Here is a 15,531-nt window from a genome sequence, read left to right as displayed (position 1 = left end):
GCTACGGGAAAACTCCTGCGGAAGCCCGGCCTGCAGCATGCCTTGTAGGGATTGCTCGTCGGTAAATTCCACCCATTTCAAATCGGGTTTGCCTATCGCTTTGCCTAAAACTGACGCCACTTCATCCAGGGTGCGTTCGTCGCTGGCGATGTAGCGCACGGTTGTGCCGGTAAAGGATTGCTGCAATTCGTATGCGGCAACTTCGGCGATATCGTTAGGATGCACCATTACATGCGGTTTGTTGCCCGGATAGTTGGCGCCAATGATACCGGCATGTTTGATCAACTCGATATTGTGGAAGAAGTTGTAGTAAAAGAAAGCAGGGCGCAGGATGCGGATGTCTACGCCATCGAGTTGATTGAAGGCCTGCTCCACATCGTATACGCCCGATATTGGCCCGGTTCCGCCATCGATATGCGCACCCAGGCTGCTCAAAAGCACTACTTTTTTAATGCCGCTGGCTTTAATGGCTTCGGCATATTTGAGGCCTACGCCGCCGATGTGCTTACGGAAGTTGTCGGAAGAGAGGTCGTTCGGAATCATGGCATAGAGGGCATCTGCACCAGTGAAGGTTTTGGTGAGGAAGTCCACGTCGCTAACCGAGCCGATGGCCGGCGTGCCGCCAAGGGCTTCTATTTCGGCGGCTTTATCTGCACTGCTGCTGATTATGGTTACATAATGGCCTGCGTTAATTAAGTTGATGGCTAAGGGTTTGCTGATATTACCCAATGAGCCTGTTACGATGATTTTCATGTTTTTTTTATTTTTTATTTGTTGAGACAAAGTTATATTTGTACTTACTTTTATACAAGTACTTACCCTTAAGTAAGCAGTTATCGACCATGACACAGATAAAAGAAAACTCCACCTGGAACTTCAATAAAGAGCTGAGCATGCAGGCCTGCCCTGTAAGCTTCGTGATGAATAAAATAGGCGGGCATTGGAAACCCATTATCCTTTACCAGTTGATGAGCGGCCCCAAACGCTATAGCGAACTTAGGCGCGCCATCCCCGGTATTACCGAGAAAATGTTGATACAGCACCTGAAACAACTACAGGCCGACGACCTGGTTAGTCGCAAAGCCGAGGCTGTTGTGCCGCCGTACGTGGTTTACCAATTCACCACCAAAGGCGAGAGCCTGCAGCCGGTATTGAAAGCCATTGCGGCCTGGGGTTATGAGCAATGGAATGCGGAGATGATTTAATTGGACCGGCAGGCACTGCGAATATAAACAACTCAGAATGTTGTATATTAGGTGCATAAACCTTGCCACTTGAAAAAAAACCTTTTAATCTTTTGCCTGTTGATTTTGCCGGGCGTTGTTATGGCCCAAAAGCCTAAGCGGCCATTAGGCCCGCCAACAAAAGCCGAGGACAGGGCAGCAATCCTGCACGACCAATGCCTGCATCGGAATACTTACACTGCGGCGCAACGTCGGTCTTTTTTTCCGTTTAGCACCGCGGGCAGCGTTAAACTGATATCATTTGAGTTTGTGTTGTACCATGATGCTGAAATCCTGGATACTGCCGGAAACTTAATCAATCCGCCAATGCCGCACGATACCCAGGAGGTGATAACGCCGATGGCCCCAAACAGGTTTAAGCTGAACTATCGCAAGATAAAGGAGATAAAGCAACTCAGTGCAAAGGGTTTAGATTCGCTTACCGATATCCTGTATAACGTTGGCTTCACACCCGTTAAAAACCTCACGTTTGAGATTGCCGGGCATGGATATTCATGCTATGAACCCCGCAACGCCATCCTTTTTTTTGATGCGGCTGGTAACCTTACACAATACATCGAATTATGTTTTATGTGCCATCGCTATTACCTCAGTTCGCGTAAAATTAGATACACTGCAGATTGCGAACAAAAATCCGACATGCTGAAAGGTTTCTTTTTGGCGCAAGGCATCAATTACGTTGACCCACGTCGGCAGCCCGAAAATTAATTAAACCCATTCCACAATAATTTCGCATTTTGCGGGTATGGTTTTTATGCGAACTACTCACCACTTTCCATTCACTACTAATCAGGCATGTCTATAAGCTGGGGTGCTGTTTCGGGGTGGTGGCTGCCTGCCTGTATGGTGCTTGGCTTGCTGTATGCCTGGCTACTTTATAGGAAACCCGTGCAACTGGCCAAAGCCGCGCGGTATGGGCTGTTTGCCTTACGTGCTATAGTGGTAACCTTACTGGCTTTACTATTGGTATCGCCCCTGATAAAAACGGTGAGCCTCCAGCCGCAAAAGCCGCTGATATTGATTGCGCAGGATAATTCCGAATCGGTGAAGCTGTTTGGGGTAGCCTCACCTAAATCCTCTCCAAAGGAGAGGACTTCAAGAGCTTCTTACTCCCCCTCCTCTGGAGAGGGCCGGGGTGTTGCTTCTCTCGCCGCCCTCAAATCCCAACTCGGCGATGGCTTCGAGGTACACGAATTCAATTTTGATAGAGATTTGCACGATGGTCTCTCCAATACTTACAACGGCAAGCAAACCGATATCGCATCGGCCTTGCATCAACTGAACGATCGCTTTGTAAACCGCAACATCGGCGCGGTTATACTGGCTACCGATGGCCTCTACAACCTCGGTGCCGACCCGCAATACGAGGCTCGTAACATCAAAACCAGCATTTATACCATAGCCCTGGGCGATACAACCCCCCGCCGCGATTTGCTTATCGGCAACGTCAATTACAACAAAACCGCCTACCTGGGTAACGATTTTGAGGTAGAGATTTTAGCCGAAGCTTACCAGAGCACAGGCGAAAATATGCGGCTCACGGTAACCGAAGATGGCCGGCAACTCAGCAGCCAAAACATCAGCATCACCTCTGCGGCATTCAAAAAGGTGATACCGCTAAAATTGAATGCTGATAAAAAAGGCCTGCGCAAGTTTACGCTAAGCCTTTCGCCTTTAAAAAATGAGCTATCGGTACAAAACAATACCGAAACCTTTTACGTGGAGGTGCTGGATGCCCGGCAGAAGATATTACTGCTGTACGATGGTCCGCACCCCGATATCAGCGTTATTAAACAATCGATAGAAAGCAACCGTAATTTCGAGGTAAAATCAGTCACCATGGCCGATTTTGGCACCATCAGCGCCAATGATTATAGCCTCGTCCTATTGTACCAGCTATCTGCCGCCAGTTATGGCAAAGTGCAAAATATACTAAGCGGCAAAATGCCGTTGTGGCTGGTTGCCGGTACACAGGCGGATATAAACAGTTTTAACCGCGCACAAAAAACGGTTAACATCAATGCCGGCAGCGACGATGCCCAGGAGGTTTTTGCGCAGCCGATGCCCACATTTACAGCTTTCACCCTTACAGACTCTACTCAAAACAAAATAGCCAGGCTGCCGCCGTTGATGTCAGCTTATGGCACCTACGAGGCGCAGGCTAACACCGTGGTTTTGCTAAAACAAAAGATAGGTAACGTACCCACGGCCTACCCGCTGCTTGCTTTTAGCGAAGAGGGTGGGCGCCGAACCGCAGTGCTTACCGCCGAGGGGCTTTGGCGCTGGCAACTGGCCGAATACCGCGAATACAGCAACCACCATGCGCTGGAGGAACTGTTTAGTCAGTCCGTGCAATACCTTACCGCCAATGCCAACCGCGAACGTTTCAGGGTGTACCCATCTAAGAATATATTTGATGAGGGCGAGAATGTGCTGCTTAATGCTGAGCTATACAACGATGCGCTGGAACTGGTGAACACGCCCGATGTAAGCATTGCCCTAAAAAGCGGCGACGGCAAAAATTACAGCTTCCTGTTTACCCGTAGCGGGCAAAGTTACCAGCTAAATGCGGGCGCACTACCGGTAGGCGAATATAGCTATACCGCCACCGCTAAAAACGGCAAGCAGCAGTTTACCGCCCACGGGCAAATCACGGTAAAGCAACTAAACCTGGAGGCGCGCCAAAGCACAGCCAATCATCAGTTACTGAAGGCCATTGCAACACGCTCTGGCGGGCAAATGCTGTTACCCGCGCAAATAGATCAACTGGCCAATCTTATCCGCAAAAATGATAACATCAAAACCGTAGTTTATGAAGATAAGCGCTACAACGATATGATTAGTCTGAAGTGGATATTCGGCTTATTGGTTGTATTGCTAAGTGCAGAGTGGTTTTTGAGAAAAAGGGAAGGGGAGGTATAGGCAGTTGGCAGTTAGCGGTGGGCAGTTTGCAGTGGTTGAAAATAGCATTGCCCTCCAACCCACCTTCATTGCCGTTGGTTTCCAACCAACGGATGGATATTGGTTTTTGTCATCTCGAACGAGCAGCGGGGCAGTGCGCGCATGGGCGAGGAGAGAACTTGTTGGCGATGCAAATCCGCTATGCAAGGACTTCATGCTTTCCCACTGCCGCGAGTTTTCAACTCGTGGCTTGCATAGCGTCAGCTTTCAGCTGACGAAACCTTCCCTAACATAATCATAACACTACACTTTGCAGGTTAACGCCAATGATTTGTAATTTTGACCAATTAACAATTACCATCATGAAAATCAAAATCCTCCTTTTCCTGCTATTGCTTACGGCAACTGCCACTTTCACAAAAGCGCAGCAACTCAATATCGCTACCTATAATCTCCGCTACGATAGTAAGGACGATTCCATAGCCGGCAATGGCTGGAGGGCAAGATACCCCAACATTGCTAAGATCATCCGTTTTAACGATCTGGATATTTTTGGTACGCAGGAGGGCTTATATCACCAGTTAACGCAACTGAACGATAGCCTGCCGGGCTACAAATGGCTGGGCGCCGGCCGCGATGATGGGCAGCACGGCGGCGAGCATTCGGCTATATTTTATAAAGCCGACAAGTTCAGGGTGCTTAAATCGGGCAACTTCTGGATGTCGACCATTACCGATAAACCCAACAAAGGCTGGGATGCCGCCTTGCCGCGCATCTGTACCTGGGCGCAGCTTAAAGAACTCAAAACCGGCCTGGTGTTCAACTTCTTCAATTTGCATATGGACCATATCGGCATCGTTGCCCGCCGCGAGAGCGCCAAATTGGTTATGGATAAAATAAAGGCCATGGCCGGTAATACGCCCACTATCCTCACCGGCGACTTTAATGTAGACCAAACCAACGAGAGCTACATGCTCATCAATACCTCGGGATTACTTCGCGATAGTTATGAGCTTTCGCCCGTTAAACTGGCACCGTCGAACACCTACAATGCCTACGATGTAAACACTGCAGGCGATAAGCGTATCGACCATATCTTCGTTACCAATAAATTCAAGGTAACCCGATACGGTATCCTTACCAATACCTACCATGGCCGCTTGCCATCTGACCATTACCCGGTGGTGGTGACGCTGAGATATTAATAATGTCGAACATCGAATCCTGAATGTCGAATGATGAATTAAAAAACTTCGATATTCGGCGTTCGTCATTCATTATTCGATATTCAATCAAGCAACTATTATTATCTTCGCTATCATGTCGCCTAACGAAGCCCAACAACAGATACAGGCCCTTACTGCCGAACTTAAACAGCACACTTACAACTACTATGTGCTGGCTATGCCTACTATTACCGACTACGATTTCGACCAAAAACTGGAGCAGCTTGGCAAGCTGGAAAAAGAGTTTCCGCAGTTTCTGGATGCCGATTCGCCTACACAAAAGGTTGGGGGCGATATCACCAAGGAATTCGTAACGGTAAAGCACCGCTGGCCCATGCTATCGTTAGGGAACACCTATAACGAGCAGGAACTGGTAGATTTTGACCAACGCGTGCGCAAGGCCATCGGCGATAATTTCGAATACGTTTGCGAGCTGAAGTTCGACGGGCTATCCATGAGTCTTACCTACGAGCATGGCAAGCTGGCCCGCGCCGTTACCCGCGGCGATGGCACACAGGGCGATGAAGTGACCACCAATGTGCGCACCATCCACACCATCCCCAAGAAATTAGGCGAAGGTAATTACCCCGATTTGTTTGAGATACGCGGTGAGGTGTTTATGCACCTTAAGGCATTCGAGAGATTGAATAAAGAACGCACAGATGCCGGCGAAGTACCTTACGCCAATCCGCGTAACTTTGCATCGGGCACCATGAAACTGCAGGATTCTGCCGAGGTGGCCCGCCGCCCGCTGGATTGCTTTTTGTATGGCTTATACACCGAGAAAAGCCTGTTCAAAACCCATTGGGAAAGCCTCGAGGCGGTAAAGAGCTGGGGCTTCCATGTAGATAACCATAGCCGGTTGGTCAGCGATATCAACGGCGTGCTGGAGTTCATCAATTATTGGGATACCGAAAGACATCACCTGAGCTATGATATTGATGGCATCGTGATCAAGGTAAACAACTATTCGCAGCAGCAGGAGCTGGGCTTTACGGCCAAGTCGCCGCGCTGGGCCATCTCCTATAAATTCAAGGCAGAACGGGTAGAGACCGAGCTGCTTGCCGTAACCTACCAGGTGGGCCGCACCGGTGCCGTGGTCCCGGTGGCCAACTTAAAGCCGGTTTTACTTGCCGGAACCACTGTAAAACGCGCCACGCTGCACAATGCCGACGAAATAATGCTGCGCCTGCAACTGCACGAACACGATACCGTTTACGTGGAGAAAGGCGGGGAGATCATCCCCAAAATCATTAGTGTAAACCTGGAAAAGCGCAAACCCGGTGCCGAGCCTATACAGTACATCACCCATTGCCCCGCCTGCAATACCGAACTGAAAAGGCAGGAAGGCGAGGCGGCGTTTTACTGCCCCAACGATGAGGGCTGCCCACCGCAGATAGTAGGCAAAATGCAGCACTACATTGGCCGTAAGGCAATGAACATAGATGGCCTGGGCGATGAAACCATCAACACGTTTTACAACCGGGGACTGATACGCCATATCAGCGATCTTTACACGCTGAAAGACCATGTTGCAGAGTTGAAGAGCCTCGACCGTTTTGGCGAGCAATCCATCAACAACCTGCTGGATGGCCTGGAGAAATCAAAGGAACAGCCTTTCGAAAAGGTGCTCTTTGGCCTGGGTATCCGGTACGTGGGCGAAACCGTGGCCAAAAAATTGGTGGCGCATTTCAAAACCATCGATAAGCTAATGGCGGCTACGGCAGAGGAGCTTACCGCCGCCGACGAAATTGGTGAACGTATTGCCCAAAGCATCGTGGAGTATTTTCAGGATGCCAGCCATCGCGAAGAAATAGAAAAACTAAGGGCCGCAGGCCTGCAGTTGGTAGCGGTAGAAAAAGAAGTAACCCTCGCCAGCGATAAGTTAACAGGCCAAAGTTTCATCATCTCCGGCGTGTTCGAAAAATACTCGCGCGACGAGCTGAAAGACATTATCGAGCAAAACGGCGGGAAGATATTGAGCAGCATATCCGCCAAATTGAACTACCTGGTAGCCGGCGAAAACATGGGCCCGGCCAAATTAGAGAAGGCAAACAAACTGAATATCCCGATAATCAGCGATGGGGATTTATTAAAAATGATTACACCGATTTAAACGATTACACCGATTCTTAGTTTGATTACACCGATTATCCTATTGACGCAATCAAAATAATCAGTGTCATCCAAACAAAAATCGGTGCAATCAAAAAAATCGGTGCAATCGGTGTAAACTGAAATAATCGGTGAAATCAATAAAATCTGTGTAATCAGAATAATAATAAATATGAGTGCAATAAACTGGGGCATTATCGGATGCGGCGACGTTACCGAACTAAAAAGCGGGCAGGCCTACAATAAAATAGCTGATAGCAGCCTGGTGGCCGTAATGCGCCGCGATGCCGAAAAAGCAGCCGACTACGCCCGCCGTCACAACGTGGGTAAATGGTACAGCGATGCCGAACTATTGATGGACGACCCGGAGGTTAACGCCGTGTCTATCGCCACGCCTCCATCATCGCACCTGGAATATGCCAAACGCGCCATTGCAAAAGGCCTGAATGTTTACGTAGAGAAACCGGTTACCCGCAATGCTGCCGAAGCCGAAGCCATGGCCGAAGCAGTAAAAGAAGGTAACGCAAAACTGGTAGTAGCCCATTACCGCCGCGCACTGCCCATGTTTTTGCATGTGAAAAACTTATTAGATTCGGGTGCTATAGGCGAGGTTCGCACTGCCCAGATACGCATGTGGCAACATCGCGAACCAACGGTACCTACTTACCCCGGCACTAACTGGCGGCTGGATCCCGAGGTATCAGGTGGCGGTTACTTCCATGATCTGGCCCCGCACCAGCTCGATCTGATGCTTTACTTTTTTGGCGAGCCGGAACATTTTACCGGCTACAGCCTGAACCAGGCCAATACCAGCCCGGCAGACGACCACGTTTGTGGCCTCATTGTATTTAAGAACAAAGTAGTGGTAAACGGCTCCTGGAGCTTCAACGTAGCCCAGAGCGAAACCATAGATGCCTGCGAAATAGTGGGTGCCAAAGGCAAAATCACCTTCCCGTTCTTCGGCAAGTTTGTAACCCTTAAAACCGAAAAGGGTGAGGAAACCATTGATTTTACGCACCCTATGCATATACAACAGCCCATGATAGAGAAAATAGTGGCTTACTTTAAAGACGAGGGGCCAAACCCCTGCACTATAGACGAGGCCGTGGTACTGATGAAAATAATCGACTCTTTCACCCTCAAATAACAATGAACAACCTAACCTTATCCTTTCCGCCAATGCCTCAGGGCGCGGATAAAAACATCATCAAGCCCTCTGCATCTTTTACAAAAAAGGTTTACGGAGCAATTGCCTCCATTGGCTTGTTTGTATTGTCGTATATCTTTTTGTTGCTCATGGCCATAGGCATCGCCATTGCTTTTGGGGCACTGGGCATGGCTATTATCGGCAAAGCGGGGTTCATGTCGCTGGTTTTAGGCATAGGCTTAATGTTATCCGGCTTGATGCTGGTGTTTTTTGTCATCAAATTCCTTTTCAAGAAAACAAAGCAGGATTACTCGGGCATGATGGAGCTGAGCCGAGGGGAGCAGCCGCAGCTCTTCGCGTTCATAGATAAAATTGCTGAAGAAACAAACGCACCAAAACCTAAGCGCATATATGTAACAGCAGATGTAAACGCAGCCGTTTTTTACGATTCGAGTTTCTGGAGCATGTTTTTCCCTGTGAAAAAGAACCTGAAGATAGGGTTGGGTTTGGTCAACAGCATAAACGTTTCGGAATTTAAGGCGGTAATGGCGCACGAGTTTGGGCATTTCTCGCAGCGCAGTATGAAATTCGGCAGCTATGTTTATAACCTGAACAAGGTGATATACAACATGCTTTACGATAACGAGGGATATGGCAAAATGCTGAATGCCTGGGCCAATTGGCATTCGATACTGCGGCTGACGGCTGTAATGAATATTAAAATAGTAGAGGGCATGCAGTGGGTGCTGCGCCAGGTGTATGTGGTGCTCAATAAGAGCCATATGGCGCTCTCGCGCGAAATGGAGTTCCATGCCGATGCCGTTGCAGCCTATGTAAGCGGGGGCAACCACCTGGTAACTTCGTTGAAAAGGTTGGAGATTAGCAATTTTTGCTATACGCGCCTGCTGGATTACTGGAATACCAAACTGGGCGACAATATGCGGTCGGCAAATTTTTACCCGCAGCAGCTAGAGGTAATGAGGAAGTTTGCCGAAAGGCGTTTAATGCCGACGGACACAGCCGGGTTGCCACTGATCAAAAAAGGGGATGCTTTGGTAAACAACAGCGAGATAGTGATAGACGACCAATGGAGCTCACACCCATCAACAGAAGACCGCGAACTTGCCCTCGAAAAGATAAACCTGGTAACTGACACGGATGAAACACCGGCATGGGCGCTGTTCGATAATGCCCGCGACCTGCAGGTAAGCTTAACCGAGTATTTGTATGCTGGCGTAGAAAAGGCAAAGGGCACCAACTTTGTGGAACTGGAAGACTTTAAAGCAGATTTTGATGCAACAGTTAACACCGATACCCTGGATAAACGTTACCGTAACTATTACGACCGCAACATCACAGCATTTGACGTGGATGTTGCTGAAGCCAAAGCTGCAACCTATCAAAAGTTAACTTTCGAGGGATTATTTGCCACGGAGAACTGCAGCCTGCCTGAGGCGGTGGAGCGTATGGAGAACGATATCACCTTGATGGATATGATTATAACGGTTAGGGATGATGTTAAAACCTTTGATTACAAAGGCACTAAATACAGCCGTAGCGATGCCGGTTATGTAAAAACGTTGATTGATGAAGACCTAAAGCAAACCCAAAATGCCATAGCCGTGTTGGACGAGGACGTATTTATTTATTTTTTATCGCTGGCCGCTGAGGGCGATAAACAGGCGCTTGCAGATAAGTACCGCAAACTTTTTGCGTATCAGCCGCAGGCGGTGAAACGCTACGATCAATATAATGATGTGCTGGCTACCTTCAACAACATCTATCACAGTATGCCCTATTCCGAAATACACGAAACGGTAGATGCCATTTATGCCAAAGAAAAGATATTTAAGCCAGCGATACGCGAAGCCATCGCAACAGCGGAGGTGAAACCTTATCTTACAGAAAGCGATACCGAAGCCATAAACGCCTATTTAGATGGCACATCTGCTTATTTTATCCACCCCAACTACAATAACGAGGCAATTGCAGTATTTAATAAGGGCACGCAAGCCTATATTAAAGCAATTTCGAAATGCCATTTTGAAATGAAGAAAGATTTGCTGAATTTTCAGCTTAATTTATTAGGTAACACGGCTTAAGCAAATAATGAAGAGTTTCGCCATAACGGGTTTATTGCTGCTGATGCTGGCGACGGGTTCATCTGCCCTTGCGCAGACCTACGAGGTGCCTAAAAACTACGTGCTGAAAACCAGGGATGACTATGCCCGCTATGAAACCGATATCATTCGCACTGCCGATTGGCTGCAGCAAACGCCATGGAAGGCCCAGCCGCCAAAAATGGAGGAAGCCACGCAATTCTTTCTCAAGTGGATAAAAGGAACGCCGGCAGTAACCATTAGGCTTACCGAAGCGGTGATGAATCTCTCCGATAAAAACCCCCAGTTAGGTTTTGTTTACATGGCTGCTTTCTCTAAGTTTGTTTTGCAACACAAAACCGGTTTCGATGTAAACAACGCCAATATCATTGCGGTAAGGGCCGTGGTAGATAAGTACAATGCCGAGCCAGCCCATAAAACCGATGAGGATATAGAACACCTGATAGAACTCGACAAAAAAGGCGAGCTGAACGATTGGGTGATATCCATGTTTTCGGCAGAGGAACGATAAGTCGAAACTCCTAATCTTTCTTCTTTGGTGCTTTTGCGCCCTCTTTACGCGCCTCAGAGAGGCCGATGGCTATTGCCTGTTTTTTGCTGGTAACTTTTTCACCACTGCCGCTTTTCAGCTTGCCCTCTTTCATTTCGTGCATTACTTCTTCAACCTTTTCGCTTGCTTTTTCAGCATATTTTGCCATGTTTTTTACGGTTTAAATGAATACGAATACCATAGCAAAGCTGCTGCCAGTTTTATAGGGCGGCTTTCTCCAGCGCATCTATGTCGCCCGAATTGATGACCAGCAGGTGTTCGGTTATTTTTTCGGCGCTCCAGTGCCACCAGGCTATTTTTTGCAGGCGGGCGGCATCGGCTTCGTCAAATCGTCTACGTATCAATTTTGCAGGATTGCCACCTACGATGGTATAAGGTGCAACATCTTTGGTTACCACAGCTTTGGAGGCGATAACAGCGCCATCGCCAATGGTAACGCCTGGCATAATGGTAGCTTCGTAACCTATCCAAACATCGTTGCCAATTACCGTATCGCCTTTATAGGGGAATTTACCGGTCGGGTGGGCGCTATCGTTTATCTTTTCCCAACCGTTGCGGAAGATGGCGAAGGGGAACGTAGAGATGGGCGCACTCTCGTGATTAGCACCGTTCATGATGAATTTTACGCCCGATGCAATGGCGCAAAAATTACCTATGATGAGCTTATCGCCAATAAAATCAAAGTGATAGATCACGTTTTGCTCAAAGTTTAGCGGATCTTTAAAATCGTCGTAATATGTATAATCGCCAACGATAATATTGGGGCGCGTAATGAAGTTTTTTAAGAATACGAGGTTTTGATACGGCTCCATAGGGTAGCGCATACCGGGGTTTGGTCCGTTAAGCATAGTTGTGAAATTTAGTTGAAATTAGGTATTTGCTTAAAAACAACAAAGCTACAGCACTGTTTCATGTTTTAAAAGCGTTGGTGCAGGAAAACGTCCCGGTTGCGGCGCATTGAAAAATCATACAAAAATTTGGCTTGCTTAAAAATTTGTCGGCTTTTTTAACTATGTTCAACATGATAAAAACACATACCCACTTTGTATGCCCACTAAAAAGATAATAGCCCCATTTTATGAGCGGCTGGCCCTCATACTCATAGGCTTTTGCATATTAGGTTACCTGCTTATACTGGCCAAAGATTTGGTAGACCCACTCATCTTCGGCTTTTTGTTTGCGGTGCTGCTACTGCCCATATCTGAATTTTTGGAGAAAAAGCTCCGGCTGCCGCGTAGCGCGTCTTCTTTTTTATCAATCATATTGTTGGTCGCTTTTGTGGGCGGCATACTGTATTTGGTAGGTGCGCAGATATCTAACCTTAATAACGACTGGCCCATGCTTAAAAAGCAGGTGGAGCAATCTGCAAGCGGCCTGCAGGAATGGGTACACTACACTTTTAAGATAGATGCTACGCAACAAATGAGTTATGTAGATACTACCGCCCGAAAAATAATGGCATCGGGTGGGGTGGTGCTAGAGACTACTTTCGGTGCCATATCATCGCTGATGTTGTTCTACGTGTTCATTATGGTGTTTACGTTTTTTATCCTGTTTTACCGGCGCTTGCTGTTCAGGTTTGTGATATCTGTCTTCCAGGACGATAACTCGCACGTGGTGGTGGATATTGCAGAGAATGTGCAGAAGATATTGCGACAATACATCTTCGGGCTATTGTTGGAGATGGTAATCGTAGCGGCGGTAGCCATTACAGCCTTTTGGATCATCGGCATCAAATACGCAGCACTGCTTGGGCTCATCGTCGGCCTGTTCAACATTATCCCATACCTGGGTATTTTTACGGCTTTGCTGCTTAGCGTGGTCATTACCTTTGCCACGGGTACCATCAGCGATACTTTTACCGTCGGGGTTTGCGTGGTGGCCATTCACGCGCTGGATGCAAACTTCCTGCTGCCTGCCGTGGTGGGGTCTAAAGTGCGGCTGAATGCGCTGATTACCTTCATCGGCATCATATTGGGCGAAATGCTGTGGGGGCTATCGGGCATGTTCCTTTCTATTCCCATCATTGCCATCTTCAAGATAATCTTCGACAGGGTAGAGGCACTGAAGCCATGGGGCTATCTCCTTGGCGGCGATTACGAAGTGAAGAAAAGCGCTAAAGAAGAAATGAAAACGGAGTAGGCTTTTATTGCACCAACCTGTAAATGCTGGAATATAAGGTAGCCGCATAGGCAATCAACACTACGGTATTGATAACCAATAACCAGTTCAAATCGGCCTTGCTGTATTTTTTAATGGAGCAAAGTACCAACAGTGTAATAAAGCCCAGTATCAGCAAAATGGGGAAGGCCAGCATATAGGTGTGTTTGGGTGCAAGGTACAGGTGTTGCCATTTAGCCGTGTCGCCCTGTAGAAAGGGGATAAGCGCAAGCAGTAACAAAATAAAAAACACACGTACTACGGCTTTGGCGGCTATTTGGCTCGTTTTCATAACAAGGGCAAAGTAAAAGTTTTTCCTGCAAATCGCGTTTATAAATTAATTCGGTTATTGCGCCGGATGTTTATTTTTGAGCAAAACAATTCCCCTATGTTGCACCGTAAATTATTAGCCATTACCTTTTTATTACTTTTGCCGGCGTTTGTTTTTGCACAGCGCAAACACAAGGCGAAGCATAGGTCTAAACTTGTAGCAGCACCAACAAGCTCCGATGCAGGGTCATTCCGCATAGTTCCGCTGGGCGTGCTGGGCGGCATAGACGAGAGCAACCTCTCTGCCTACATGGTGGCGCCCGTTGGTTCGAATAATTACGTATGCCTGGATGCCGGCACCCTGCACGCAGGCATCGAAAAAGCAATCGACAATAAAGCCTTTGATGTGCGGGGCGATAAGGTGCTGAAGCAATACATCAAAGGATATTTTATTTCGCATGCGCATTTAGATCACCTGGCAGGGCTCATCATCAACTCGCCCGAGGATAGCACCAAAAATATCTACGGACTTGCCAGCACCCTCGAGACCCTGAAGACGCACTATTTTACCTGGGAAAGCTGGGCCAACTTTGCCGATGACGGCGGCAAGCCACAACTCAAAAAATATCATTACAGCCCCCTGCTGCCTGGCGTAGAAAGTGCGGTGGATAACACAGATATGCAGGTGCAGGCCTTTCCGCTGAGTCATTCAAACCTTACCAGTACTGCTTTTTTACTGCGTAGCAAGGATAGCTACGTTTTATACCTCGGTGATACCGGTGCCGACGAAATAGAAAAAAGCCAGAACCTACATAAATTGTGGGAAGCCGTGGCGCCGCTTGTGGCCGCAGGCAAGCTAAAAGCGCTGATGATAGAAGTAAGCTACCCCAGCGATCAGCCCGATAAAAACCTTTTCGGCCACCTTACGCCAAGGCTATTGATGAATGAAATGGACGTGCTCGCGCAGCTATCAGGTACATCATTAAAAGGGTTGAATGTTGTAGTAACGCACATGAAACCTCCTTACAGGAGCATCACTAAAATAAAAGTACAGCTTAACTATGCCAACAAAAGGCAAATGAACCTCATTTACCCAAGGCAAGGCAAGCCGCTGGTGTTTTAAACTACTTATCGTCGAGCAGGTCGATGCAGTTTTTAGATAGCTCAACGAGTTTTGCTTTGAGGTTGGCTAAGCCGGCAGTATCTTTTGTGTTTTTCAACAGGATGTTGATGCGCGCGAGCGTATCATCGTCCGGGTCGCAGGCTTGTGCCTTTTCCAGGTAGGGGAGGGCCTTTTTAGCCGCGGCGGTATATAATGCCATTACCTTCTTATTTTCGGTAGGGTTATTTGCGGTCTCATTCAGCTTATCGGCAAAGCTTTCGGCCTCTTTAGCGTAAATATACCCTAACGCCCGTTGCGCCACGTAATAGTTGGGAACGGCTTCTGCAACCTTTTCATAAAACTGCTTCGCCCTAACCGTTTGCGAGTCATCTTCATATAACTTCCCCATCGAATTATAAAAATTGATGCGTGCCTTGGCGGGCAGTTTGGCGGTATCGGGTATCAGGTTTTCGCCAAGTTGTATGGCGTTGCCTTGTGTTCCATCTACCCGGGCCAGGTTAAAATCAAGGTAATGATTATAAACTTCTTCGGCGGTTTGCGCTTTGGCGCTTGCCATGGCAAACACCGTTAATAGCAGCAGGGTAGTCTTCTTTATCATAGGTAGCAATTGGCGCAAATATAACCAGCTAACGTAATAATTGAGATTTGATTGTATCTGTGTTTTTCGAGACTGCC

At 47.8% G+C, this 15,531-nt stretch carries 15 protein-coding genes; 10 read left to right on the top strand and 5 right to left on the bottom strand.

Annotation, left to right across the window (positions count from 1 at the left end; genetic code table 11):
• The coding region (locus E2R66_RS08025) for an NmrA family NAD(P)-binding protein (RefSeq protein ID WP_134737914.1) at window positions 1-753 on the bottom strand (753 nt) is incomplete at its 3' end.
• Between the two features lie 89 nt (window positions 754-842).
• On the opposite strand from E2R66_RS08025, the gene E2R66_RS08020 reads away from it, so the two are divergent.
• The 8 genes from E2R66_RS08020 (at window position 843) to E2R66_RS07985 (ending at window position 11,264) form a co-directional block, all read left to right on the top strand.
• Window positions 843-1,205 (top strand): winged helix-turn-helix transcriptional regulator, encoded by a 363-nt coding sequence (locus tag E2R66_RS08020; RefSeq protein ID WP_133228013.1) that lies wholly within the window; start codon window positions 843-845, stop codon window positions 1,203-1,205.
• A gap of 69 nt (window positions 1,206-1,274) precedes the next feature.
• A complete protein-coding gene (locus tag E2R66_RS08015; RefSeq protein WP_133228015.1) occupies window positions 1,275-1,952 on the top strand; it encodes a hypothetical protein in 678 nt (225 codons plus the stop codon).
• Window positions 1,953-2,039: 87 nt separating this feature from the next.
• Complete coding sequence (locus E2R66_RS08010; protein ID WP_133228017.1) at window positions 2,040-4,166, top strand: hypothetical protein; 2,127 nt, start codon at window positions 2,040-2,042, stop codon at window positions 4,164-4,166.
• 341 nt (window positions 4,167-4,507) lie between these two features.
• Entirely contained in the window at window positions 4,508-5,350 is an 843-nt protein-coding gene (locus E2R66_RS08005) for an endonuclease/exonuclease/phosphatase family protein (RefSeq protein WP_133228019.1), read from the top strand.
• 115 nt (window positions 5,351-5,465) lie between these two features.
• Window positions 5,466-7,487, top strand: a complete 2,022-nt coding sequence (ligA, locus tag E2R66_RS08000) for an NAD-dependent DNA ligase LigA (RefSeq protein ID WP_133228021.1) — start codon at window positions 5,466-5,468, stop codon at window positions 7,485-7,487.
• Between the two features lie 171 nt (window positions 7,488-7,658).
• Window positions 7,659-8,633: a Gfo/Idh/MocA family protein gene (locus E2R66_RS07995; protein WP_133228023.1), complete on the top strand. Its 975-nt coding sequence runs from the start codon at window positions 7,659-7,661 to the stop codon at window positions 8,631-8,633.
• A 2-nt stretch (window positions 8,634-8,635) separates the two neighbouring features.
• Window positions 8,636-10,735, top strand: a complete 2,100-nt coding sequence (locus tag E2R66_RS07990) for a M48 family metallopeptidase (protein WP_133228025.1) — start codon at window positions 8,636-8,638, stop codon at window positions 10,733-10,735.
• Between the two features lie 7 nt (window positions 10,736-10,742).
• Window positions 10,743-11,264 (top strand): hypothetical protein, encoded by a 522-nt coding sequence (locus E2R66_RS07985; protein WP_133228027.1) that lies wholly within the window; start codon window positions 10,743-10,745, stop codon window positions 11,262-11,264.
• Window positions 11,265-11,274: 10 nt separating this feature from the next.
• On the opposite strand, the gene E2R66_RS28670 is transcribed toward E2R66_RS07985, so the two are convergent.
• Window positions 11,275-11,451 carry a DUF6496 domain-containing protein gene (locus E2R66_RS28670; RefSeq protein WP_192901953.1) on the bottom strand — a complete coding sequence of 59 codons (177 nt, stop codon included), beginning with the start codon at window positions 11,449-11,451 and terminating at the stop codon, window positions 11,275-11,277.
• A gap of 52 nt (window positions 11,452-11,503) precedes the next feature.
• The gene (locus E2R66_RS07980) at window positions 11,504-12,151 is read right to left on the bottom strand and encodes a CatB-related O-acetyltransferase (protein WP_133228029.1); all 648 of its coding nucleotides are present in this window, start codon (window positions 12,149-12,151) and stop codon (window positions 11,504-11,506) included.
• 199 nt (window positions 12,152-12,350) lie between these two features.
• Between E2R66_RS07980 and E2R66_RS07975 the strand changes: the two genes are divergently transcribed.
• Window positions 12,351-13,445: an AI-2E family transporter gene (locus tag E2R66_RS07975; RefSeq protein WP_133228031.1), complete on the top strand. Its 1,095-nt coding sequence runs from the start codon at window positions 12,351-12,353 to the stop codon at window positions 13,443-13,445.
• A 4-nt stretch (window positions 13,446-13,449) separates the two neighbouring features.
• Here the strand turns inward: E2R66_RS07975 and E2R66_RS07970 are convergent, their stop codons facing one another.
• Window positions 13,450-13,755 carry a hypothetical protein gene (locus E2R66_RS07970; protein ID WP_133228033.1) on the bottom strand — a complete coding sequence of 102 codons (306 nt, stop codon included), beginning with the start codon at window positions 13,753-13,755 and terminating at the stop codon, window positions 13,450-13,452.
• Between the two features lie 96 nt (window positions 13,756-13,851).
• Between E2R66_RS07970 and E2R66_RS07965 the strand changes: the two genes are divergently transcribed.
• Window positions 13,852-14,856: an MBL fold metallo-hydrolase gene (locus E2R66_RS07965; protein ID WP_133228035.1), complete on the top strand. Its 1,005-nt coding sequence runs from the start codon at window positions 13,852-13,854 to the stop codon at window positions 14,854-14,856.
• Window position 14,857: 1 nt separating this feature from the next.
• Here E2R66_RS07965 and E2R66_RS07960 read toward each other — a convergent pair whose 3' ends face one another.
• The gene (locus E2R66_RS07960; protein WP_133228037.1) at window positions 14,858-15,454 is read right to left on the bottom strand and encodes a tetratricopeptide repeat protein; all 597 of its coding nucleotides are present in this window, start codon (window positions 15,452-15,454) and stop codon (window positions 14,858-14,860) included.
• Window positions 15,455-15,531 lie beyond the last annotated feature (77 nt).

It is taken from the genome of Mucilaginibacter psychrotolerans (assembly GCF_004519315.1).
GTDB lineage: Bacteria > Bacteroidota > Bacteroidia > Sphingobacteriales > Sphingobacteriaceae > Mucilaginibacter > Mucilaginibacter psychrotolerans.
Note: the sequence above shows the minus strand (reverse complement) of the source record. Positions and strands in the feature narration are given on the sequence as shown.